We start from the raw sequence: 22,607 nt of genomic DNA on the forward strand, positions 1-22,607 counted from the left end.
TCCTAGAACCTCTCCAGCGCTTCTCGGTAGCCCAGGAACGCCTCACGACGCTGCGCAATGCGAGTGGTGGCACGCGTGTTGCCTTCTCGCTCGGCGACTCGTTTCGCCACGCCCAACTGGCGGATGGCAGCGTCGATGTGCCCGGTGAGCTGGAGCTGTTCGGCACGTGCCAGATGCCCCAATGCCTCGCGGCCGCTGCGCCCGGCGGCCTCCGCCAGTAACGTGAACACCTGCGGATCTTCAGGGCGGCGGTTGGCTAATTCGTCGAGGACTCGCCAGGCCTCGTCAGGGTCGCGCTGCAGCAGCGCTTCGCCAAGCAGCCGCGTGGCGGGGACATAGCCCGGCATGAACCGCAACTGACGTCGGCTGCGCTCGATGGCCTCGTCGATGCGCCCGGCGTCGAACGCCAAATAGGCGGCGGAGACGGGTAGCATGGCAAGATCGGGATGTTCGCGGGCGAGCGCATCGAGCTCGCGCAGGGCACTATCGGCCTTGCCCGCGTCGGCGTCGATCAATGCCGCCAGGTAACGCTGTGACGCTTGCGGGGCGCCATCCTCAGTGAGGCGCGTGGCAGCCTGGCCCGGATCACGATCGTGGATTGCCAAAAGAGCTCGAGCGCGGATCAGGTGATACGCGAGGGCATCCCTGGGGCTCGCCTCGACGCTCAACCGCCTGGCACGATCTAGCGTGTCACTGAGACGCGATTCCGTGACGGGATGGGAAAGCAGAAATTCCGGTGGATTGCCGCCTTGTAGACTGGCCATGCGTTGCATGGCGCGAAACATCTCGACCATGGCCATGGGATCGAAGCCGGCCTCGGTCATGGCTTGCAGCCCGATGCGATCCGCCTCTTGCTCGAATCGCCGCGAGTAGGCGAGCTGGTCCTGCAAGAGGGCCGCTTGGGACCCCATGGCGACCCCGATGCCGGCGTCGCCCCCGCCGCCCGCGGCGATCAGCATGCCGGCGAGCATGGCCGCCATAGCGGGAATCTGAGTCTGTTCGGCGCGTGCCACGCCGCGGGCATAATGACGCTGGGAAAGGTGACCAAGCTCGTGGGCAAGTACGGAGGCCAGCGCCGCTTCGCCCTCGGCGAAGGCAAAGAGGCCGGCATTGACGCCGACCACGCCGCCGGGGACGGCGAAGGCGTTGAGCGTGGGGCTCTCGACCAGAGTGACGAGGATCTTGGCGTTTCCGAGGCCACTGTGAGGCAACAACCTGGCGATCAGGGATTCCAGATAGTCCTGGGTGACAGGGTCGTCCCATAGCGGCGCATGGGCGCGGAACTGGCGCAACCAGGCGCGCCCCAGCTGGACTTCCTCGTTGCTTGCCGCCTGACCAACGCTGCTGGTAAGGCTCGGCAACGCCGGTCCGCTAGAATCCTCGGCACCGATGTCATGGCCGGCGGAATCTCGCACACTGAAATCGAGAGGCCTGTTGTTCCACTGGGGCTGGCCTGAAACGGGCGAGGCGAGCGCCAGGCTCAGCGTGCAGACGATGAGGCAGCGGGTGATTCGGCGCGGCATGGTCATCCTTGGTTGTCGGGTGGGCGGCGGAGTTCTCTTCCGACATTGATTCGACCCGCAAAGTGCCTTTAAATCAGAAAGTGCCTTTAAATCTCAAGGGGTTTCATGCCGGCCGAGACCAAGACGGTCATGTGGCATGTCCTTCACTACATTCTCATGGGAGACAACATGGCGCTGCAACCTGACGATGTGCTCGATGCCCGAGGTCTTCCCTGTCCGTTGCCGTTGCTCAAGGCCAAGCAGGCGCTGTCTCGACTGGCGCCAGGCCAGGTGCTGGAGGTCATCGCGACCGATGCCGGCTCCTGGCGCGATCTTGAAACCTTCATCGAACAGAGCGACCACCAGATGCCGGAACGGGAGGAGCGCGGCGACGTCTATTATTACTGGATCCGCAAGGCCTTGGAGCCGTCGCCATGACCTTGCGATCGGTTTTCCGGGGCTGGGTAGACCATTACTTTTCGGATGAAGAGGCGGTGATCCTGCTGGTGGTGCTGATTCTCGGCTTCGCCACCGTGATTTGGCTGGGGCGGATGCTGGCGCCGTTTTTCACGGCGCTAGTGCTGGCGTTTCTGCTGCAGGGCGCCGTGAGCTGGCTGGAGCGGCGTAGTGTGCCCCACTTCCTGGCGGTGATCCTGGTGTTTCTGGGGTTTATCGGCATATTGATGTCGATGGCGTTCATTCTGATGCCCTTGATCTGGAATCAGCTGGTGGGGCTCGTCCAGGAAACGCCGCGCATGTTCGCCAGCGGCCAACAACTGCTGGATGACTTGCAGGAACACTACCCCAACTTGATCACCCCCGACCAGATCCAGAACTGGATCGATGTGGCCGGGCGCGAAATGACGCAGTTCGGCCAGCGGGCGCTCACCATGTCGTTGGCGTCGCTGGGTAATGTGATGGGGCTGATCATCTATCTGGTGCTGGTGCCGATTTTGGTGTTCTTCATGCTCAAGGATCGCGACAAGCTGGTGGGTTTCACCCTGTCGCTGCTGCCTCAGAATCGCGACCTGATGAACCGCATCTGGCAGGAAATGGACGTCCAGATCGCCAACTACGTGCGCGGCAAGTTCATCGAGATCACCATCGTGGGCAGCGTGGCCTTCGTGACCTTCGCCTATTTCGGTCTGCCCTATTCGGCACTGCTGGCGGTGCTGGTGGGGTTCTCGGTGCTGGTGCCCTACATCGGGGCCGCGGTGGCGACCCTGCCGGTCGCGGCGGTGGCGGGGTTTCATTTCGGCCTTACCGATGAGTTCGTCTATGTGCTCATCGCCTATGGTGTCATCCAGGCACTGGATGGCAATGTCCTGGTCCCGGTGTTGTTTTCCGAAGCCGTCAATCTTCATCCGGTATCGATCATCCTGGCGGTGCTGTTCTTCGGTGGTATCTGGGGGTTCTGGGGGATCTTCTTCGCCATTCCACTGGCGACCCTGCTCAAGGCGCTCGTCTATGCCTGGCCGCGCGGCATCAAGCGCCGCCGGAAGAACGGGATGACCGCGACGGCGTTGATCGAGGAATGAGCCATCAGCGCATTGAGGAATAAGCCTTTAGCGTTTCGGCGAATGCAACTTCAGCGTTTCGAGAATTGGGCTTTCGACACGTCGAAATGCCGGGACGTATGGGAAGACGTCCTTCTTCTCGCGAAAACGAGGGTCGATGACACCTAGGCACTAGGCTGCTGTCAAAGTCGCGCCCACCCGTGCTGTACAGGCTCTGATCGGCTGAGTACCATCTACCCCCTGATTATTACGTGCCATCGCTTGCGATGTCTTCCGGCGAGCGATGAATCGGCAGATGTCGCCGAGGAAGCGAGCAGCAGTTGTATCGAGAGGAATGTGAGGATGATCACTGGCAGCATTGTCGCTCTGGCGACGCCGATGAAGGTCAATGGCGACATCGATTGGGAGGCGCTGCGCCGCCTGGTGAACTTTCACCTCGAAAGCGGCACCGATGCCATCGTGGCGGCCGGCACCACCGGAGAGCCCACGACCATGTCCTTTGCCGAGCACTTCGACGTGATTCGGACGGTGGTGGAAGAGGTCGCCGGTCGCATTCCGGTCATCGCCGGCACCGGCGCCAACGCCACCTCCGAGGCGGTAGAGCTAGCCCGTTACGCCGGCGAAGTGGGGGCCGATTATTGCCTGTCGGTGTGTCCCTACTACAACAAGCCCACCCAGGACGGCCTTTATCTGCACTTCAAGGCCGTGGCCGAAGGCAGCAAGCTGCCGGTCATTCTTTACAATGTGCCGGGGCGGACCTGCTCGGATCTCTATAATGAGACGGTGCTGCGCCTCGCCGAGATCGACAACATCATTGGCCTCAAGGATGCCACCGGCAACCTTGAGCGCGCCGAGGACCTGATCGCACGCCTCGAGGGCAGCGGCTTCATGCTTTACTCCGGCGACGACGGCACCGCCTGTGACTTCATGCTGATGGGTGGCCACGGCGATATCTCGGTTACCGCCAACGTCGCCCCGCAGGCGATGCACGAGCTCTGTGCCGCTGCCGTGGCCGGCGACAGCGACCACGCCCACCAGATCAACACCCGCTTGATGCCGCTGCATACCAACCTCGGGATCGAGGCCAACCCGATCCCCGTGAAATGGTCGTTGCATCGCATGGGCCTGATCGAGCCCGGTATCCGCCTGCCGATGACCTGGCTCTCCGAGAAGTATCACTCCACCATCAATGAAGCCCTGCAGCTGGCCGGCGTGATCGATGACTGACCGGCGCTTGGCGCCGGAACCTCAACAAGATGCAAGGTGGACGCATGAACTCTGCGCTGAAATGGATGCCGCTGGTGGCGGCCCTCGCCCTGGTCACGGCTGGCTGTGCCCGCGAAGGTTACTATGACGATCGCAACATCGATTACGTCGAGGCTCGCGAAGGCACGCCCCTGACGCTTCCCGAGACGCGCAATCCCGATCGTTACCGCGACGCCATGCCGATACCCGAGGCGAATCGCGAGTTTCGTGCCGGCGAGGAGGGTTTCGAGGCGCCGAGTCCCCAGGCACTGGGAGGCGGCCGCTCTGTCGAGCGTGAATTCGTCGAGCGGCGTAGTGTGGGGCGCGATAGCTGGCTGATCGTTGCCGCCGACCCCGGCACCGTCTGGCCGCAGCTCGAGAGTTTCGCCAACACGCGCGGCCTCGGCGTAACCTCTGCCGATTCCGCCAATGGCGTGATCGAGACCCGCCAGGCACGTCTCAGCTTGCGTCAGGGCCTGCGCGCTGGCGACAGCGAGATCCGTTGTGACCAGGGCGGCACGACGGTGGTCGAGTGTCTCGACGCATTGGAGCAGTACTTCAGTGCGCGCAGTGCAACCGCCAGTGCCTCGTCGCTGGCCGCTCAGCGCCTGGCCGGTGAGGAGCGCGTGAGCCTCGAGCAGCAGGGCGACGAGTGGGTGGTAGCGATTCCGCTGGATATCGACCGCACCTGGGCCGAACTCAGCCACCAGCTCGAGCAGGAGTTCACCGTTGAGGAGCGTCGTGAACTGCTGGAAAGCGATCCCCAGGCGCATGATTTCCTGATCAGCTATATGACGCTTACCGAGCGTAACCGCAACCCGCTTCAGATCGTCTTCAGTCCTGACGTTCGGCAGATGTCTCAGCAGATCCGCCTGGTGCTGGAATCGACCGGCCCCGAGCAGACCGTCCTGCGCGCCGTGAACGCCAGCGAGCGGGACTTCAGCCCCGGCGACCAGCGCGAGTTGCTGGAGCGGGTGGCGGGTCTGCTGCGCTGATGGCGAGTCGGGTGGGTGACGACGCCCGGCTGCGGTTCGGATCGCTCGGCAGCGGCAGCAAGGGCAACGCCACCCTGGTCAGCGATGGCGACACCCATGTGTTGGTCGATTGTGGTTTCGGCTTGCGCCAGACGGAGCGCCGGCTGGCCGGCTTCGGCTTGCATCCACGCCAGCTCGATGCACTGCTGGTCAGCCATGAGCACGGCGATCACATCCGCGGCGTCGGTGCGCTGGCGCGGCGTTACAACCTGCCGGTCTATCTGACGCCCGGTACCTGGCGTTCTGGCCGGCTCAATGACCTGCCGGTGCGTCACTGGATCACGCCCCAGGCGCGTTTCGCCATCAAGGGGCTGGTGATCGATCCGGTGACGGTGCCCCACGATGCGCGTGAGCCGGTGCAGTTTCGCATCCATGCCCGGGGCAGGAGCCTGGGCGTGTTGACCGACCTGGGCTACCCCAGCGATCACGTGGTGGAGGCCTTCGCCGGTTGTGACGCCCTGGTGCTGGAGTGCAATCACGATGTCCGCATGCTCGCCGAGGGCCCCTATCCGCCGCGGCTCAAGCGTCGCGTCGGCGGTAACTGGGGGCACCTGGCCAATATCCAGGCGAGCGCGCTGCTGCGCGGCCTGGGGCTGGATGGCCTGCAACGCATCGTCTGCTCGCACTTGTCTGAACACAACAATCGCCCCGAACTGGTGGTCGAAACCCTGACCCCGCTGCTCGATGGCGATGCGTCACGGTTGATGGTGGCCGCCCAGGACGACAGCCTGGCGTGGCAGGCCATCGCCTGATGCCTGTCCGCTTTCCCTTATCTGCGCCTGCGGAGGCTGCCATGGAAAAACGCCACGAACTTTATGCCGGCAAGGCCAAGTCGGTCCATGCCACCGACGACCCCGACCTGCTGGTCCTGACGTTCCGCGACGACACCAGCGCCTTCGACGGCGAGCGCATGGAGTCGCTGGCCCGCAAGGGCATGGTCAACAACACCTTCAACGCCTACATCATGGAGAAGCTGCAGGCGGCCGGCATTCCCACGCATTTCGAGAAGCGACTCTCCGGCACCGAGAGCCTGGTCAAGAAGCTCGAGATGATCCCGGTGGAGTGCGTGGTGCGCAACATCGCCGCCGGTGGCCTGGTCAAGCGCCTGGGGGTCGAGGAAGGCAAGGCGCTCTCGCCTCCGACCTTCGAGCTGTTTCTCAAGGATGATGCCAAGCACGACCCGATGATCAACGAATCGCTGGCCGAGACCTTCGGTTGGGCGACGCCCGGGCAGCTAGCCGAGATGAAGTCGCTGACCTTCCAGGTCAACGAGGTGCTCAAGGCGTTGTTCGAAGAAGGCGACCTGCTGCTGGTCGACTACAAGCTGGAATTCGGGCTATTCAAGGGCCAGATCGTCCTCGGCGACGAGTTCTCCCCGGACGGCTGCCGTCTCTGGGATGCCAAGACCCGCGAGAAACTCGACAAGGATCGTTTCCGCCAGGGCCTCGGCGGTGTAATCGAGGCCTATGAGGAAGTGGGGCGGCGCATCGGGGTGCGCTTCGATTGAGCGGCGATCACCAATGAAGGACGAGCCAAAGAAAGACTACAGGGGCCCTGCGGGGCCTCTGTTGTTTGTGGAAGCGAGTGGCGGACGTGGAAGCGAGGGATCATTGTGATGGTGAGCGGGCGTGAAAAGCGTCAAGCGGGCACGATCGCGATGACTCGCAGGATCGTCGGCTCGCCGGGGGCTTGCTCGGCACGAAAGCGCACGTCCAGATCGCGAAGCCTTACCCCGTAGCGCCTGTCCTCGTTGCCATGGCGGCGGTGCTGGTGGTAGCCCGGACGCGGGTCCTGAGCCAGCACCTGGCAAATCAGCTCGCGCAAGGTGCCGCCATCGGTGCGACTTGCTAGTGTGGCCTCGGCTTCCGGCGAGAAGCTCACGGGCAGGATCGCCGGGGCCTCGGGCGCGAAGCCGGCGCGCGCCTCTGGCAGCGCTTCCGCCCAGGGCAGGTAGGGCTTGATGTCGAGCACCGGGGTGCCGCTGACCAGATCGCCGCCGACGAGATGCAACGTGACGCCACCGCCGGTGTCGATGCCCGTGAGCTCGACGAGCGACAGCCCCAGGCGGTTGGGTCGATGCGTGCTGCGCGTGGCGAAGACACCCAGCTTGGCGTTGCCGCCGAGGCGTGGCGGGCGCACCAGGGGCGACCAGCGCTCGGAATCGCGCGTTTCGGGGCTGAGGTGAAAGACAAAGGTCAACCACAGGTGGCTGAAGGCCTCCAGGCCACGAACCGCCAGCGGATCGTCGAAAGGCGCGGTGAGAATCAGGCGGGCCCGCGCGGCCGGGGCGAGCCCTGGCTGGCGGGGGACGCCGAACTTGTCGGGGTAGTCGCTTTCGATGCGGCCGATCGGCGTCATCGAAAAGTCAGCGGTGGCGGTCACAGGAGGTGTAGAGTTCATGGAGGCAGTATGCCGACTCCTCAACGCTGGGGCGAGGGATTGGCCGGTGGCAATGGCTTGTGTAGGCTGCAACCAGAGGCGCCGCAAGAGGCCTCACGTCTTTTTCCGTCCCCATCGCAGGGCATACCATATGAAACACCATCCCTCCGAGCAGGGGGCGGCGGGCAGGATGCCGAGGCCGCCGCGCATCGTTTACCGGTCGGTCCTGGCACGCGATGCCGTCGAACAGGCGGAAGTCTTCCATCATGCAGTCATGCAGGGGGCCATGGCGCATTATAGCGTGGCCGAGCGGGAGGCCTGGGCGTCAGCGCTGCCACGCAATGCGAGTGCCTGGGCCGCTCGCCACGTGCTATTCACTACCCTGGTGGCGTCTTGCGACGGCCGCTGTATCGGCTTTCTCGAATTGTCGCTGGATAGCGGAGACATCGAAACCCTGTACGTCTGGCCGTCGCTCGCCAGGCGCGGCATCGGCGCGACGCTACTGGTCCATGCCGAGCGGATGCTGCTGGAGCATGGCGTGTCTCGGGCCCGCATCAACGCCAGCCTGGTACTGGCCGATAGCCTGGTGCGCCGGGGCTGGCGTGAACTCGGCGAGGAGTGGGTCGAGCGCGGCGGGCAACGCCTGAAGCGCAAGCGCCTGGAGAAGGCGCTGCGCCTCGTGGAAACCTGATGCCCCGCTCGCGGAAGCGCCGCTTCAGTACTGGATCAGGCGCATGGAGAGGTCGATGGCCTTGACGTCCTTGGTCAGGGCACCGCTGGAGATGCAGTCGACGCCGGTCTCGGCGATGGTGCGCAGCGTGGTTTCATCGACGTTGCCCGAGGCTTCCAGCGTTGCTCGGCTGGCGTTACGCCTTACCGCCTCGCGCATGTCGTCGAGGCTGAAATTGTCCAGCATCACCACATCGGCCCCGGCGCTGAGCGCCTGATCGAGCTCGTCGAAGGTTTCCACTTCCACCTCCACCGACAGTTCGCGGGCGATATCGCGCGCTTCCTTCACGGCAGCCTCGATGCTCCCGCAGGCGGCAATATGATTTTCCTTGATCAGAAAGGCGTCATAGAGGCCAATGCGGTGATTATGGCCGCCGCCGCAGGTCACGGCGTATTTTTGTGCGAGGCGCAACCCGGGCAGCGTCTTGCGGGTGTCGAGGAGGCGAACGCCGGTACCGTCGAGCAGATCCACGTAATGGCGGGTGCGGGTCGCGGTGCCGGAGAGCGTCTGGAGCAGGTTGAGGGCGGCCCGCTCACCGGTCAGCAGGCTGCGCGCCGGCCCTTCCAGTTCGAGGAAGGCCTGGCCGGCATCGAGCCTGTCGCCGTCGGCTGAATGCCAGCGCAGGCTGACGCTGGCATCGAGACGCCGGAACAGTTCATCGACCCAGGCCACGCCGCAGAGGACGGCGGCTTCCCGCGTGATGACGCGAGCCGTTGCCATGGTGGAAGCGTCAATCAGCTGGGCGGTGATGTCACCGGGGCCAACATCTTCAGCCAGCAACCGGGCGGCGCTGTCGCGGATTTCTTCAGCAAGGGCGTCCTGATAATGCATGGTGGGCGGGTCACTCTCAAAAATGGACAAAGCGCTGGGCGATCGCCAACAGGATAGCCATTATAGGGGCTCAGCGGCGAGGCGTCAGGGGAACTCGAATGTCGATCAATCAGGGGTGGTGGAAAGCGGCACGCTGCGTGCCGTCACCCAATCGGGACGACCGTCCCGACCGCGAAGTCTCGCTACTGGTGCTGCATGCGATCTGCCTGCCACCGGGCCAGTTTGGTGGGCCGGATATCGAAAAGCTGTTCACCAACCGGCTTGATCCCGACGCCCATCCTTATTTCAACGCCATCGCCACGCTGAAGGTATCGGCCCACCTGTTGATCCGGCGCGACGGAGAAAGCGTGCAGTTCGTGCCCTTCGAGGCTCGTGCCTGGCACGCCGGCCGTTCGCGCTGGTGCGACGATGGTTGGCCGCGCTCGGCCCTCAATGACTTTTCTATCGGTATCGAGCTCGAAGGTGACGAGAATACGCCGTTCACCGATGCCCAGTATCGCGCGCTGGCCGAGGTGACCCTGCGGCTGATGGAGCACTACCCGGCAATCAACGAGCGGCGCATCACCAGTCATGCGCGCGTCGCCCCGCTGCGCAAGATCGACCCCGGTCCGACTTTCGACTGGGCCTACTTTCGCCAGCGGCTGCGCAGGCCGTCCCATTAGGCAAGTCGTCAGGCGTGATAAGTCCGGTAGTGCCCTGCTCGGTTACACGTTCGATTCATATGCTAGTTGGCCTACAACCCCTTGTCCTGGTCGGCTGGGTCATAGCGATGCCTACGTAAGGCCTTGTGTTGCATTGCAATATTTTATTTACAGAAAATATTTCCAAATCCAATCGAATTGGCAGGGGCGCCGGTTTGAGGTATCTTCGGAAACATTAATAGCCGCCATGCTGGACGACCTGTAAATCACTACATGACGCGACGTAAGGCGATAACAATAATCCTCATCCCCGAGAGAGCGTCTGGCGCCCTGGCAGTGACGGGGTGACCGACACCCATCGTTATTCGGAGACACGTCTATGAGTCTGGAATCAAGAGAAGATATCGATCCGATCGAAACCACGGAATGGTTGGATTCCCTGGAATCGGTGCTGGATCGTGAGGGAGAGGACCGTGCCCGGTATCTGATGACCCGCCTGGTGGATCGCGTACGTCGTGACGGCATGCAGGTGCCTTTCTCGGTGACCACGCCGCATCGCAATTCCATCCCAGTGCACCGCGAGGCCCCTCTACCCGGCGATATCTTTATGGAACGGCGGATTCGGTCGCTGGTCCGTTACAACGCCATCGCCCAGGTGATTCGCAACAATCGCGCCAACCCGGGGCTTGGCGGGCACATCGCCAGCTTCATGTCGGCGGCGACTCTTTATGATGTGGGCTTCAACCACTTCTTCCGCGCCCCCAATGGCGACTTCGAAGGCGATCTGGTCTACATACAAGGGCATGTGGCGCCTGGCGTCTACGCACGCTCCTACTTGCTTGGCCGTCTCACCGAAGATCAGATGGACAAGTTCCGTCAGGAGGTCGATGGCGATGGCCTGTCATCCTATCCCCACCCCTGGCTGATGCCGGAGTTCTGGCAGTTCCCCACCGTCTCCATGGGTCTCGGGCCGATCCAGGCCATCTACCAGGCCCACGTGATGAAGTACCTGGATTCCCGCGAGCTCAAGGCGATGTACGATCGCAAGATCTGGTGTTTCTTGGGCGACGGCGAGTGCGATGAGCCGGAATCACTGGGTGCCATCCACCTGGCCAGTCGCGAGAAGCTCGATAACCTGATTTTCGTCGTCAACTGCAACCTGCAACGTCTGGATGGTCCGGTGCGCGGCAATGGCCGCATCATGGACGAGCTTGAGGGCGTCTTCCGCGGTGCCGGCTGGAACGTGCTCAAGGTGGTCTGGGGCCGCCTGTGGGACCCGCTGTTCGAGAAGGACAAGAAGGGCATCCTGCAGAAACGCATGGACGAGGCGGTCGACGGCGAGTACCAGAACTACAAGGCCAATGGCGGGGCCTATACCCGTGAGCATTTCTTCGGCAAGTACCCCGAAACCGAGGAGATGGTCAAGGACCTCTCGGACGAGGATATCTGGAAGCTCAACCGTGGCGGCCACGATCCCTTCAAGGTGTATGCGGCCTACCATCAGGCCGTGAACAATGCCAACGGCCGGCCCACCGTGATCCTGGCGCACACCGTCAAGGGCTATGGCATGGGTAGCGGCGACGGTGAGGCCGCCAACGAGGCCCACCAGGTCAAGACCATGGAATACGAGGCGCTCAAGACGTTCCGCGACCGTTTTGGTATTCCGTTGAACGACGAACAGCTCAAGGAAGTGCCGTACTACAAGCCCGAGGAAGACTCACCCGAGCTCAAGTACATGCATCTTCAGCGCGAGCGACTGGGTGGCTTCGTACCGAGCCGGCGCAGCGACTTCGAGGCGCTGGACATCCCGTCGCTGGATGACAAGATCTTTGCCTCCCAGACCGGTGGCTCCAAGGGCCGCGAAGTGTCGACCACCATGGCCTTCGTGCGCGTGCTGACGGGCCTGGTCAAGCACAAGCAGCTCGGTCCGAGAGTCGTGCCGATCGTCCCCGATGAGGCCCGCACCTTCGGCATGGAGGGTATGTTCCGCCAGCTCGGGATCTACACCTCGGAAGGCCAGAAATACGAGCCGGTCGATAAGGGCCAGATCATGTTCTATCGCGAGGATCAGAAGGGCCAGATCCTCGAGGAAGGCATCACCGAGGCCGGGGCGATGTCGGCCTGGATCGCCGCGGCGACCTCGTACTCTAACAACAACATCACGCTGCTGCCGTTCTACGTCTACTACTCGATGTTCGGCTTCCAGCGCATCGGCGATCTGGCCTGGTCAGCCGGCGACATGCAGGCGCGTGGCTTCTTGATCGGCGGCACCGCCGGGCGGACCACGCTCAACGGCGAAGGCCTCCAGCACCAGGACGGGCACTCGCACATCCTGGCCTCCACTATTCCCAACTGCCGCAGCTACGACCCTACCTATGGCCACGAGGTGGCGGTGATCGTGCAGGATGGCCTGAAGCGGATGTTCACCGACAAGGAGAACTGCTTCTATTACCTAACGGTGATGAACGAGAACTACGAACATCCCGAGCTCGAAACGGTCCCTGCCGATGACATCATCAAGGGCATGTACCTGCTGCGCGAGACCCAGGGCAAGAAGGGCCGTGTCCAGCTGCTCGGCTCTGGCACGATCCTTCGCGAGGTCGAGGCGGCGGCCGACATGCTGGCCGACGAGTGGGACATCGGCGCCGATATCTGGAGCGTGACCAGCTTCAACGAGCTGCGTCGCGAGGCTCTCGAGATCGATCGCCAGGCCTTCCTCAAGCCCGATGCCGAGCCGGGCAAGCCACACGTCACGGCGTGCCTCGAGGGTCGCGAAGGGCCGGCCATCGTCTCCACCGATTACATGAAGCTGTTCGCCGATCAGGTCCGCGCCTGGGTGCCGACCGACTACTATGTACTGGGGACGGATGGCTTCGGGCGCTCGGATACCCGCGAGAAACTGCGTCGCTTCTTTGAAGTCGATCGCTACTTCGTCACCGTGGCCGCGCTCAGGGCGCTTGCCGATCGGGGGGAGGTCGATCGCAAGGTCGTCACCGACGCCATCGCCAAGTACGGCATTGATTCGAACAAGCCCAACCCCTTGTCGGTATGAGGCGTCGACCGGCTAATCCGGAGGAACGGCGGGCTTTCCGGCCCGCCCCTGACAAGATTCTGAAGGAGCGCGACCTTGAGTAGCGAAATCATCAAAGTTCCCGATATCGGTGGTGACACCGACGTGGAAATCATCGAGATCGCGGTGTCCGAAGGCGATGTGATCGAGGCCGAGGATACCCTGATCACCCTGGAATCCGACAAGGCCAGCATGGACGTGCCCGCGCCCAAGGGCGGCAAGGTGCTGAAGGTGCTGGTCAAGGAGGGTGATACCGTCTCGGCGGGTGACGATATCCTCGAGCTTGAGGCCGAAGGTGACGGCGATGCCGACGCTGAGGGTGACGACAAGGGCGACGACAAGGGCGACGAGACGCCCGAGAAGGAGCCCAGCAAGGCGCCCGAGTCGTCGTCGCAGCCCGCCGCGGAGAAGCCGCAGGAAAAGCCCGCTGCCAAGTCCTCGGGTGGCAAGCGCACCGTGGAAATCAAGGTGCCCGACCTATCGGGCTCGAGCGATGTGCCGATCATCGAGATGGCGGTGGCCGTCGGTGACGAGGTGAGTGAGGAAGATCCTCTGATCACCCTGGAATCGGACAAGGCTTCCATGGATGTGCCGAGCCCCTATGCCGGCAAGGTGGCTAGCCTGGCGGTGAAGGAGGGCGATACCGTCTCCGAAGGGGACGTCATCGGCACCATGGAAATCGCCGGAGAAGGTGGCGACGAGGCGCCCGCTGAGTCAGAGCCAGCCGACGACTCACCGTCCGATGCTGAATCGACCGACTCGGCGCCCGCCGAGGACGACAGTGCTGGCGGGGGAGAGCCGGAGCGCAAGGAAATCCGCGTGCCGGACCTGTCAGGTTCGAGTGATGTGCCGATCATCGAGATGGCGGTTGCCGTCGGTGACGAGGTGAACGAGGAAGATCCTCTGATCACCCTGGAGTCCGACAAGGCCTCCATGGACGTGCCGAGCCCCTACAAGGGCAAGCTGGTCGAACTGACCGTCAAGGAGGGCGATACCGTCTCCGAAGGCGATCTGATCGGCTACATCGAGACGGCCGGTGCCAAGCCGGCTGCCGCCAAAAAATCCTCCGCAAAAGCTGATAAACCGGCGTCGGCCAAGGCCGAGACATCTTCCTCCACCACGTCGTCGCCGAGCCCCGAAGCGCAGATGGCCGACCACAAGCCGCGTGATGGCAAGCTGGTTCATGCCGGGCCGGCGGTGCGTATGCTGGCGCGTGAGCTGGGCGTTGATCTGGGTCTGGTCAAGCCGAGCGGTCCCAAGGATCGGGTCCTCAAGGAGGATGTCCACGCCTACGTCAAGCAGGTAATGGCCGGCAAGGCCGAGACGCCCTCCGCCCAGGCCCCGGCGGCGGCAGGAGGCGGCATTCCGCCGATTCCCGATCAGGACTTCAGCCAGTTCGGTGAAGTGGAAGAGAAGCCGATGGGCCGGCTGATGAAGATGGGGGCGACCAATCTGCATCGCAGCTGGGTCAACCTGCCCCACGTCACCCAGTTCGACGAGGCAGACATCACCGAGCTGGAAGCCTTCCGCAAGTCGATGAAGGCCGAAGCCGAGGCCCAGGGCGCCAAGCTCACTCCACTGCCTTTCCTGATCAAGGCCTGTGCCTTCGCCCTTCGCCAGTACCCGCAGTTTAACGTCAGCCTCAAGGCCGATGGCGCGACGGTGGTGCACAAGAAGTATGTGCATATCGGCCTCGCCGTGGACACGCCGGACGGACTGATGGTGCCGGTGATTCGTGATGCCGATCAGAAATCGCTGATCGAACTTGCCAAGGAGTCCGTGGATCTGGCCAAGAAGGCGCAGTCGAAGAAGCTCAAGCGCGAGGAGATGACCGGTGGTTGTTTCACCATCTCGAGCCTGGGCTCCATCGGCGGCACTGCCTTCACACCGATCGTCAACGCCCCGGAGGTTGCCATCCTCGGCATCTCCAAGGCGCAGATGAAGCCGGTGTGGGACGGTGGCAACTTTGCGCCACGCCTGATGATGCCGTTGTGTCTCTCCTACGATCACCGTGCGGTCAACGGTGCTGATGCAGCGCGCTTCACTGCCTTCCTGGCTCAGGCGCTGACCGACATCCGTCGCCTGTTGCTCTGATTCAAGCGACGGCGCCCCAGGCGCCGTCGCTTGCCTGTCAACTAGGCAGGGCAGACCAAAGTGTTATTTCTTGTTAAATCCTTGATCACGAGGATTTTTTGTTTCAGAGCGGACTGTCTGGTGACACACTCGCTTGTCTGTGATCGGGCCCACGGGTAAGGTTCATTTCATTCGTTTCACCCATTACAACATTTTGACAATTCAAGATAATTACCAAAAATGAGGAGTCGCTAATGCGTTTGATCCTGTTGGGTGCCCCAGGCGCCGGCAAGGGTACACAGGCCCAGTTCATCTGTGAGCGTTTTAAGATCCCGCAGATCTCCACCGGTGACATGCTGCGCACGGCGGTCAAGGAAGGCAGTGAGCTGGGGCTCAAGGTCAAGGAGATCATGAACAGCGGTGGTCTGGTGTCCGACGAGGTCATCATCGCCCTGGTCAAGGAGCGTATCAGCCAACCGGACTGCGAGAACGGTTTCCTCTTTGACGGCTTCCCCCGCACGATTCCCCAGGCGGAAGCGATGAAGGATGCGGATGTGAAGATTGATCATGTGTTGGAGATCGCCGTTGCCGACGAGGAAATCGTCAATCGCCTGGCGGGCCGTCGTGTCCATCCAGGGTCCGGCCGGGTCTACCATGTCGAGCATCAGCCGCCAAAAGAAGAGGGCAAGGACGACGTCACTGGCGAGCCACTGATCCAGCGCGACGACGATCGTGAATCCACGGTACGCAATCGCCTGGCGGTCTATCATGAGCAAACCGCACCGCTGGTCAACTACTACCAGCAGTGGGCCAAGGACGATCCACAGACCGCACCGAGCTACCATCGCATCGAGGGCATCGGTAGCATCGATGACATCACCGCTCAGGTGATCGAAGCCCTGGAAGGCTGAGATCGTCTCTTCAGACGAATTCATCGGCCCGCATCCCGCGGGCCGTTGTCGTATAATGTTCCGATATTTCCCTCCGATACGTTTTGCCCATGCCGATCCTGCTCGCCCTGGACGCTTCCTCGAGTGCCTGTTCCGCCGCCTTGCTGCAGCGGCGCGAGGGCGCCGATGACCAAGTTATTTCCCGTTTTGCTCTCACGCCTCGCGAGCATACCCGCCGGCTGCTGCCGATGGTCGATGAGGTGCTGGCGGAGGCCGGCCTCCCAGCCTCGGCCCTCGACGCGGTGGCCTATGGCCGGGGACCCGGCTCCTTCACCGGGCTGCGCATTGCCGCCGGCGCGGCCCAGGGGCTCGCCTTCGGTCTGGACCGTCCGTTGCTCGGGGTCTCGACCCTGGCTGCCCTGGCGCTCGGTGGGCATTGCCGTTATCACTATCGTTATCTGATCACGGCCCTGGATGCACGCATGGGGGAGATCTACGTGGCGACCTGGCAGTGCCGTGATGGCGTACCCGAGGCACTCACCCCCGAAGCCGTGATGCCGCCGGATCGGTTGTGCCTCCCGCACGGTCACGAAGACCATGATTGGGTGGGTGTCGGTTCCGGCTGGGGGCTGTGGGATAGCATGCCGGCCGAGGTGCAAGTCGGTATCAGCCAGCACCTTCCGGAGTGGGAAGCCGAAGCCTGCGATATGGTGTTGCTGGCGGCCCGGGCTTTCGAGGCCGGCGAGGGGAGTCCGGCCCATGAGGTGCAGCCGGTCTACCTGCGCGACCAGGTCGCCTGGAAAAAGTCGCGATGACGGCAGGCGGTGGTCTGAGGGAGGGCGACGAGGCAGTGGCCGATCTCACGCTGGCCTATCGCGAGGGGCGTCTCAGCCTGGTCGGCGACCCCGCACGTTACGGCTATCCGCTAGCAGTCGACTTCGTCGCGGGCCGTTCGGCCCATCGGCGACGCTTCGGCGGAGGCCGTGGCCAGTTGATTGCCCGTGCCTGTGGCCTGGGCAAAGGGGTGACGCCTGCAGTGGTCGACGCCACGGCGGGTCTGGGACGGGATGCCTTCGTGCTGGCGAGTCTGGGGGCCAGGGTATTGATGGTCGAGCGAGTCCCAGCGATCTTCGCTCTACTCGAGGATGGCCTGATGCGGGCGCTGGCCGAACCGGCGACCCGCGACATCGCTAGCCGGATGTCACTGGTTCATGGTGACGGCGCCCGGGAGCTGGCTGCGCTGGTCGCTGGCACCGGTGTGGCGCCTCAGGTGATTCACCTGGATCCGATGTTTCCCCACCGCGACAAGTCGGCACTGGTCAAGAAGGAGATGCGCCTGTTTCGTGCCCTGGCGGGTGACGACGCTGACGCCTCGCGACTCCTGGAAGCCGCCCTGGACGTGGCGACCCATCGCGTGGTGGTCAAGCGGCCACGCAAGGCGCCACCCATCGAGGGCCCTGCGCCGCGCCACGTCATCGAAGGCAAGACCAGCCGCTATGATTTGTACGTCCATCGCTCGTTAAAGCCCGATTGATTCGCCGTTGCGATGACGGGTAATCAACTGCAGGCGATGACGTAGTGCCGGATCGAATAACTCGGCGGACAGCCTGGCTGCTGCCGGCAACCGCTCATCGAAGACCAGCTTATCCTCCTCCCGCCATAGCCAGCCATGTACTTCAAGACTCTCCACCAGGCTCACGAAGACACGGGTATCGAAGAACTCGGGGGCATCCAACCCCGAGAGTACCGCGAGACGTTCTGCCAATTGACGGCTGAGGTTCGCCAACTCCTCGCGCTCCAGCCGGCCTGATCCCGCCTCGAGCAGCAGGACGAGGAGCAGGTAGCCGCGCTCCAGAACCGGCTGCATCAGCTGGCCAAGCAGGCGCAAATGCTCACCGGCTTCCACCGGCGTGTCGGGGCGCCACCAGGTGTCACCGTCACGTCGCAACAAGCCCTGCTCGACCAGCAAATCGAGCATCTTCGCCAGTGCCGCTCGCAGCGACGCCGGTGGGGCGATGACCAGCTCACGGGTGAGTATCGGCCAGCTTGGCGCGAGCATCGCTTCCAACTCGTCGAGCGTGTGACGCGGGCGATGTCGGTAGGCGAAGGCGGTCAGCCCGGCCAGGGCGAAGAGATGCAGCACATTGTTGCGGTACCAAGCCAAGAGACTGACTTGGGTGGGGTCGGCAAGCAGCATGTCGCCCAGAGGGTGGGAGCGTCGCTCGATCATGCCCAGCGCCAAGACCTTTTCGATCCACTCGGCAGGCTCGCCTTCCGGCAGACTCGCGTGATCACCGCCGGGGCAATAGCGCTGGAGCGTGACGAGCAGCGCCAGCTGCCGTTCGAGCAGGCTGGCCTCTAAGGCATTATGCGGGGAGGCCAGCAGCACCAGCGCCACCAAGTTGACGGGATTGAGCGCGGCGGCGGCGTTGATGCGCCGCGAAAGTTCCTCTCCCAGCTGCGGTATCAGCGGTGTCAGCCACTCCGGGTGCGTGTCGCTGATTCCACTTCGCCAGTCACCCACCTTGCGGTCGAGATAGTCGGACAAGATCAGTGGATCACCGATGTTCACCGCCACGCGACCGAAGGGCTGGCGCAGTTGGCCGATCACCCGCAGCAGCGACAGTGGAGTTTCCTTGCGTTTGCGCCCGCCGCGTAGCTCGCGCTGATAGCTGGCATTCTCGAGTATCCGCTCATAGCCGATGTAGATCGGGATGAAGGCTAGGCGCTGTGGGCCGCCGCCCTTGGCGCTGCGCAGGTAGGAGCGCAGGGTCATGGCGAGCATGCCCGGGCGCGCCGGCAGCAGGCGTCCGCTTCGCGAGCGCCCGCCCTCCATGAAGTACTCCAGGGGGTGTCCGCGCGAGAGCAGGCGGTGCAGGTATTCATTGAAGACCGCGGCGTAGAGGGGATTGTCGCGGAAGCTGCGCCGCATGAAGAAGGCACCGCAGCGGCGCAGCAGCGGGCCGATCAGAGGCATGTCGAGGTTGCGGCCGGCGGCGATGTGGGGTGGCATCAGGCCCTCGTGGTAGAGCACGTAGGAGAGCAGCAAGTAATCGATGTGGCTGCGATGGCAAGGCACATAGACCAAGGTGTGATCCCCCGCCAGTGGCTTGAGGTCATCCAGCCCACGCACGTCGACACCATCGTAGAGGCGATTCCAGAGCCTTCGCAGCAGCCCGTCCATGAAACGCAGCACCGGATAGGCCATGTTCGAGGCGATCTCGCGCCCGTAGCGTCGGGCGCGCTGTTGAAGGCGGGCCGGGGAAGCTCGCCCGTCACCGGCGAGCTCGTCGATGACCCGACGCACCTCGGGGCTCGCGGCCACGCCCTCGATCAGGGTACGGCGGTGGGACAGATCGGGACCCAGCACGCGAGTGCGCAGGCGGCGGAAATGCACTCTCAGCAGCCTGGCGGTCTTGCGATTGGTGATGGCCGGGTCACGATCATCGAGTATCTCGCCGAGCCTGAACGGTGCACCGAAGTGTACTTCCACGTTCCTGGCGTTGACCATGACCGAAAGTGCCCGGCGTAATCGTCCGGTCAGTTGCCAGCTGTCGGCCGCGAGCATCTTCCAGAAGCCGAAACGCTTGCCAGGCGCACGTCCCCAGAAAACGCTCACGGGCACTAACTGCACCTCGTGTTCAGGATGAGCGCGGCGTTGTGCCAGAAGGTCGAGGAAGGGCGCCTCGGGGGGTGACGCTCGGCGCCAGAGCCGGCGCCGTGAAGCGGGCAGGGCCAGGCAGGCGGGGAGGCGCAGCGATCCCACCTGGCGGTGGCCATTTGCCGGGGGCAGGCCATGTTGGCGTGCCAGCGATGCCAGCAGCAGGGCATCGGACAGTGCCGGACGTGGCAGGACGTACAACACCGGTAGCGCAGCATCGAGCCCCAGCGACTCTGGACCGGGTTCAATGAGGCGCACCTCCCCGCAGGTCGCGAGCAGGCGGCCGAGCAGCGCATGAAGGGGAGCGAGAAGTGCTCGCCGGGGCGTCAGGCGCGAGAGAGAAAAGGCCATCCGGTCGTCCTTGCCGTGGGGAAGGAGGGCCAGTATAGCCACCCTGGCATGTCGCGGTCAGGCCTGCGGCTTTTCCTCACCCCGGCAATTATGCGTCAATGCGGTTGGGTCTCGCGGGGGAACGCTGTTATGCATGGGGTGTGGAAAGACGGCAATCATTTTCAGTTGTTGCCGGAAGCGGCTCGTTTCCTGCCGGCCATGTTCGAGGCGGTTGGCGAGGCGCGTGAGTCGGTGATGATCGAGCTGTACCTGATGGAATCGGGACGGTTGGCCTCGGCGATGATCGGGGCCCTGTGCAAGGCAGTCGATCGTGGTGTGACAGTGATGCTGATGCTTGACGGCTACGGGGCCATGGGGCTTGACGATGAGGATCGCCAGCGTCTGGAAACCGGTGGCGTAGCGCTGCGGTTCTTCAATCCACTGGGCTTTCATTCGCTGGCCCGCAATCTGAGTCGTGATCATCGCAAGTTGCTGGTGGTGGACGGGCGCATCGCGTTCACCGGCGGCTTCGGCGCCGTGGACGAATTCCTGGATGCCTGGTACGAGGTGGCAGTGCGCTTGGAGGGCCCCGTGGTGGCGGACTGGGTGCGTCTGTTCAGCCGCCTGTGGGACTCGTCCCTGACACAGGGCAATGGCGACCCGGCGCTGGTGCGCCATCTGCGCCTGGCGGTATCGCCTCTGGCGGACTATCGCGGCATGCGCGGCCGGGTCGTCTGGGGCCAGGGCTACCGCTATCAGGCGATTCGTGACTCGTTGCAATACCGCGTGTCCTCGGCGGAGAAGCGTATCTGGATATGCACGCCGTATTTCGTGCCGACGCTGGATCTGCGCCGACGCCTGGCGAGGGCCGCCCGACGTGGCGTGGATGTGCGGCTGTTGTTGCCCGGCGAGCATCACGACCACCCCGGAGTACGCTATGCAGGACAGCGCTTCTACGGCCGCCTGTTGCGAGCCGGAGTGCGCATCTTCGAGTTCCAGCCGACCTTCATCCACGCAAAATGCACGCTGGCTGATAATTGGACCAGCGTTGGTTCATGCAATTTCGATCACTGGAGCCTGCACTGGAACCTAGAAGCCAACCAGGAAGTGGAAGACGGCCGCTTCACCGGGGACGTGTCGGAACTCTTCGAGCGTAACTTTGTGACCAGCCACGAAATCGATTATCGGGACTGGTCGCGTCGCTCGCGGCTGCAACGCCTACGCGAGTGGCTCTTCGGCTCGCTGGATGGCCTGCTGACGCGGCTTCGCTAGCGCCGCTTGCCCCGACCAGCGGGAGGCTTGCGACGCGGCTTGGGCTTGGGTGTCTCGGGCGGTACACGATAGTGCAGGTAGAGGTCGAGCACTAGATCGGGGAGCTGGCCGGCGAGGCTTTCCAGACGCCCGGGATCGGCGGTGAAATCGGCCATGTCCGGCTCCTCGTCGAAAAGCCCCGATAGCGCCATGAACGGCAGCAGAAGAGTCGCGACGGTTTCTTCATCGGTCTCGAACCAGGCCGTCTCGTCGAGGAACACGCCTTCCATGAATCCGGCACACCAATCGCCGATGGGAGTCTCTTCCGGTGGCAAGCCATCGAGCGTTAGCTCGAATGGCAGTTCGGGAAGCAGACCTTGTTCTAGCGTAGTGATAGCGTTGTGCTTGAGCTGCTCCAGGAGGCCAAGGACGATGTCACGCTCGGCGGTGTCGGCGAACCTGGGCTCACCCTGAAACAGCTCGGCTATCCAGGTGGCGGCCTCGACGTCGCGAGGTGCCACGGCGAGCGCAACCAGCAAGCCATGCGCGCCGATCAGGTCCAGCGCATCCGGGCCGACCTGCTCGGAATCGAGAAAATCGTCGAGCCTGTCGAGGTCTTCGTCGTTGAGCAGCGGATGGGGAGGGAGCGTCTCGGCATCTGACATGGCGGCTCTCGCTGATTAACATTGGCTTGACATCGTCGAGGACGTTGTCGGGGATCTATACGCATTTTCACTAAGGCGGCATTCTACCACTCCATGGCCATTCCCGTGCTTCCCTCTCCGGATGCCGACCGTCTCGACGGTCTCGATACCCGGGCCTTGCATGCCTCGCTTCACGAACGGGCAGAGGCTGCCTGGCAGTTGTGTCAGGAGATCCATCCTGGCTTGCCGCAACCTCGTGTCTGGCTGGACCTGCGTGGGAAGTCTGCCGGACAGGCACACCTGGGCCGTGGGGGGCTGCGCTTCAACCCGGTGCTGCTGGAAGAGAACCGTCTTGCCTTCATGGTTGAGGTGATACCGCACGAAATGGCTCACTGGCTGGTCTTCCACCTCGACGAGGGGCATCTGGCTCGCCCCCATGGTCGCGAGTGGCAGACCGTCATGCGCCGCCTCTTCGGCCTCGAACCACGCACCACGCATCGTTTCGACGTCAGTCGGGCCAGCCCCGCGCCGCATCGCTACGCTTGCGGTTGTCGCGAGCATGCCTTCACCCCTCGGCGTCACGCCCTCGTTCGCCAGGACCGACCCTATCGCTGCCGCCACTGTGCTCAGACCTTGGTATATCTTGGTGCGGTCGCTGGTAAAAACCCTACATAAAATGCTGTTATAAAAAGAAAAAATATTTCTACCAATGTCTAAAGGGAAGGTCGCCTTCTAGCGTATATGCTGAGGGGAGAATGGTAGTGCCGGCTTGTCGCCAAGAAAAAGTCGGTAACGTCAATCAAGGACGC

General features: G+C 63.3%; 20 protein-coding genes. 15 read left to right on the plus strand and 5 right to left on the minus strand.

The genetic code is table 11. The features are described from left to right. Positions 1 to 2: 2 nt before the first annotated feature. Positions 3 to 1,529 (minus strand): M48 family metalloprotease, encoded by a 1,527-nt coding sequence (locus KG088_RS14375; protein WP_406565611.1) that lies wholly within the window; start codon positions 1,527 to 1,529, stop codon positions 3 to 5. A gap of 162 nt (positions 1,530 to 1,691) precedes the next feature. On the opposite strand from KG088_RS14375, the gene KG088_RS14380 reads away from it, so the two are divergent. The 6 genes from KG088_RS14380 (at position 1,692) to purC (ending at position 6,805) form a co-directional block, all read left to right on the plus strand. After that, positions 1,692 to 1,940, plus strand: coding sequence for a sulfurtransferase TusA family protein (locus KG088_RS14380; RefSeq protein ID WP_213826475.1), 249 nt, complete (start codon positions 1,692 to 1,694; stop codon positions 1,938 to 1,940). Beyond that, complete coding sequence (locus KG088_RS14385) at positions 1,937 to 3,040, plus strand: AI-2E family transporter (RefSeq protein ID WP_213826477.1); 1,104 nt, start codon at positions 1,937 to 1,939, stop codon at positions 3,038 to 3,040. The genes KG088_RS14380 and KG088_RS14385 overlap by 4 nt, the downstream gene beginning before the upstream one ends. Positions 3,041 to 3,361: 321 nt before the next feature. After that, entirely contained in the window at positions 3,362 to 4,246 is an 885-nt protein-coding gene (dapA, locus tag KG088_RS14390; RefSeq protein ID WP_213826479.1) for a 4-hydroxy-tetrahydrodipicolinate synthase, read from the plus strand. A 44-nt stretch (positions 4,247 to 4,290) separates the two neighbouring features. Beyond that, entirely contained in the window at positions 4,291 to 5,259 is a 969-nt protein-coding gene (locus KG088_RS14395; protein WP_250148282.1) for a lipoprotein, NlpB, read from the plus strand. Next, a complete protein-coding gene (locus tag KG088_RS14400) occupies positions 5,259 to 6,050 on the plus strand; it encodes an MBL fold metallo-hydrolase (RefSeq protein ID WP_213826481.1) in 792 nt (263 codons plus the stop codon). Before KG088_RS14395 ends, KG088_RS14400 begins: the two co-directional genes overlap by 1 nt. Before the next feature lie 41 nt (positions 6,051 to 6,091). Further along, complete coding sequence (purC, locus tag KG088_RS14405) at positions 6,092 to 6,805, plus strand: phosphoribosylaminoimidazolesuccinocarboxamide synthase (RefSeq protein WP_213826483.1); 714 nt, start codon at positions 6,092 to 6,094, stop codon at positions 6,803 to 6,805. A gap of 131 nt (positions 6,806 to 6,936) precedes the next feature. On the opposite strand, the gene tsaA is transcribed toward purC, so the two are convergent. Continuing rightward, positions 6,937 to 7,656, minus strand: a complete 720-nt coding sequence (gene tsaA / locus KG088_RS14410; RefSeq protein ID WP_406565612.1) for a tRNA (N6-threonylcarbamoyladenosine(37)-N6)-methyltransferase TrmO — start codon at positions 7,654 to 7,656, stop codon at positions 6,937 to 6,939. Between the two features lie 172 nt (positions 7,657 to 7,828). Here tsaA and KG088_RS14415 point away from each other — a divergent pair, with 172 nt between their 5' ends. Continuing rightward, complete coding sequence (locus tag KG088_RS14415) at positions 7,829 to 8,368, plus strand: GNAT family N-acetyltransferase (protein ID WP_250148283.1); 540 nt, start codon at positions 7,829 to 7,831, stop codon at positions 8,366 to 8,368. Between the two features lie 24 nt (positions 8,369 to 8,392). Here the strand turns inward: KG088_RS14415 and nadC are convergent, their stop codons facing one another. Continuing rightward, on the minus strand, positions 8,393 to 9,238 hold the full coding sequence (gene nadC / locus KG088_RS14420; RefSeq protein WP_213826487.1) for a carboxylating nicotinate-nucleotide diphosphorylase: 846 nt from the start codon (positions 9,236 to 9,238) through the stop codon (positions 8,393 to 8,395). Between the two features lie 98 nt (positions 9,239 to 9,336). On the opposite strand from nadC, the gene ampD reads away from it, so the two are divergent. From ampD to KG088_RS14450, 6 genes are all read left to right on the plus strand, one after another. Further along, positions 9,337 to 9,900, plus strand: coding sequence for a 1,6-anhydro-N-acetylmuramyl-L-alanine amidase AmpD (gene ampD / locus KG088_RS14425; RefSeq protein WP_213826494.1), 564 nt, complete (start codon positions 9,337 to 9,339; stop codon positions 9,898 to 9,900). 358 nt (positions 9,901 to 10,258) lie between these two features. Beyond that, positions 10,259 to 12,931, plus strand: coding sequence for a pyruvate dehydrogenase (acetyl-transferring), homodimeric type (gene aceE / locus KG088_RS14430; RefSeq protein WP_213826496.1), 2,673 nt, complete (start codon positions 10,259 to 10,261; stop codon positions 12,929 to 12,931). Positions 12,932 to 13,006: 75 nt separating this feature from the next. Further along, positions 13,007 to 15,043: a pyruvate dehydrogenase complex dihydrolipoyllysine-residue acetyltransferase gene (gene aceF / locus KG088_RS14435; protein ID WP_213826498.1), complete on the plus strand. Its 2,037-nt coding sequence runs from the start codon at positions 13,007 to 13,009 to the stop codon at positions 15,041 to 15,043. Positions 15,044 to 15,276: 233 nt separating this feature from the next. Continuing rightward, the gene (gene adk, locus KG088_RS14440) at positions 15,277 to 15,933 is read left to right on the plus strand and encodes an adenylate kinase (RefSeq protein WP_213826500.1); all 657 of its coding nucleotides are present in this window, start codon (positions 15,277 to 15,279) and stop codon (positions 15,931 to 15,933) included. Positions 15,934 to 16,022: 89 nt separating this feature from the next. Continuing rightward, complete coding sequence (tsaB, locus tag KG088_RS14445; protein ID WP_213826503.1) at positions 16,023 to 16,727, plus strand: tRNA (adenosine(37)-N6)-threonylcarbamoyltransferase complex dimerization subunit type 1 TsaB; 705 nt, start codon at positions 16,023 to 16,025, stop codon at positions 16,725 to 16,727. Continuing rightward, entirely contained in the window at positions 16,724 to 17,446 is a 723-nt protein-coding gene (locus KG088_RS14450; protein ID WP_213826505.1) for a class I SAM-dependent methyltransferase, read from the plus strand. Before tsaB ends, KG088_RS14450 begins: the two co-directional genes overlap by 4 nt. On the opposite strand, the gene plsB is transcribed toward KG088_RS14450, so the two are convergent. Next, on the minus strand, positions 17,432 to 19,924 hold the full coding sequence (gene plsB / locus KG088_RS14455; protein ID WP_213826507.1) for a glycerol-3-phosphate 1-O-acyltransferase PlsB: 2,493 nt from the start codon (positions 19,922 to 19,924) through the stop codon (positions 17,432 to 17,434). The genes KG088_RS14450 and plsB overlap by 15 nt on opposite strands. Before the next feature lie 129 nt (positions 19,925 to 20,053). Between plsB and KG088_RS14460 the strand changes: the two genes are divergently transcribed. Next, entirely contained in the window at positions 20,054 to 21,175 is a 1,122-nt protein-coding gene (locus KG088_RS14460) for a phospholipase D-like domain-containing protein (protein ID WP_213826509.1), read from the plus strand. On the opposite strand, the gene KG088_RS14465 is transcribed toward KG088_RS14460, so the two are convergent. Further along, entirely contained in the window at positions 21,172 to 21,819 is a 648-nt protein-coding gene (locus tag KG088_RS14465; protein ID WP_213826511.1) for a YecA/YgfB family protein, read from the minus strand. The two genes, KG088_RS14460 and KG088_RS14465, sit on opposite strands and share 4 nt — an antisense overlap. A gap of 93 nt (positions 21,820 to 21,912) precedes the next feature. Between KG088_RS14465 and KG088_RS14470 the strand changes: the two genes are divergently transcribed. After that, positions 21,913 to 22,473: a SprT family zinc-dependent metalloprotease gene (locus KG088_RS14470; protein ID WP_213826513.1), complete on the plus strand. Its 561-nt coding sequence runs from the start codon at positions 21,913 to 21,915 to the stop codon at positions 22,471 to 22,473. Positions 22,474 to 22,607 lie beyond the last annotated feature (134 nt).

This window comes from Halomonas jincaotanensis (genome assembly GCF_018448785.1).
GTDB classification, from domain to species: domain Bacteria; phylum Pseudomonadota; class Gammaproteobacteria; order Pseudomonadales; family Halomonadaceae; genus Halomonas; species Halomonas jincaotanensis.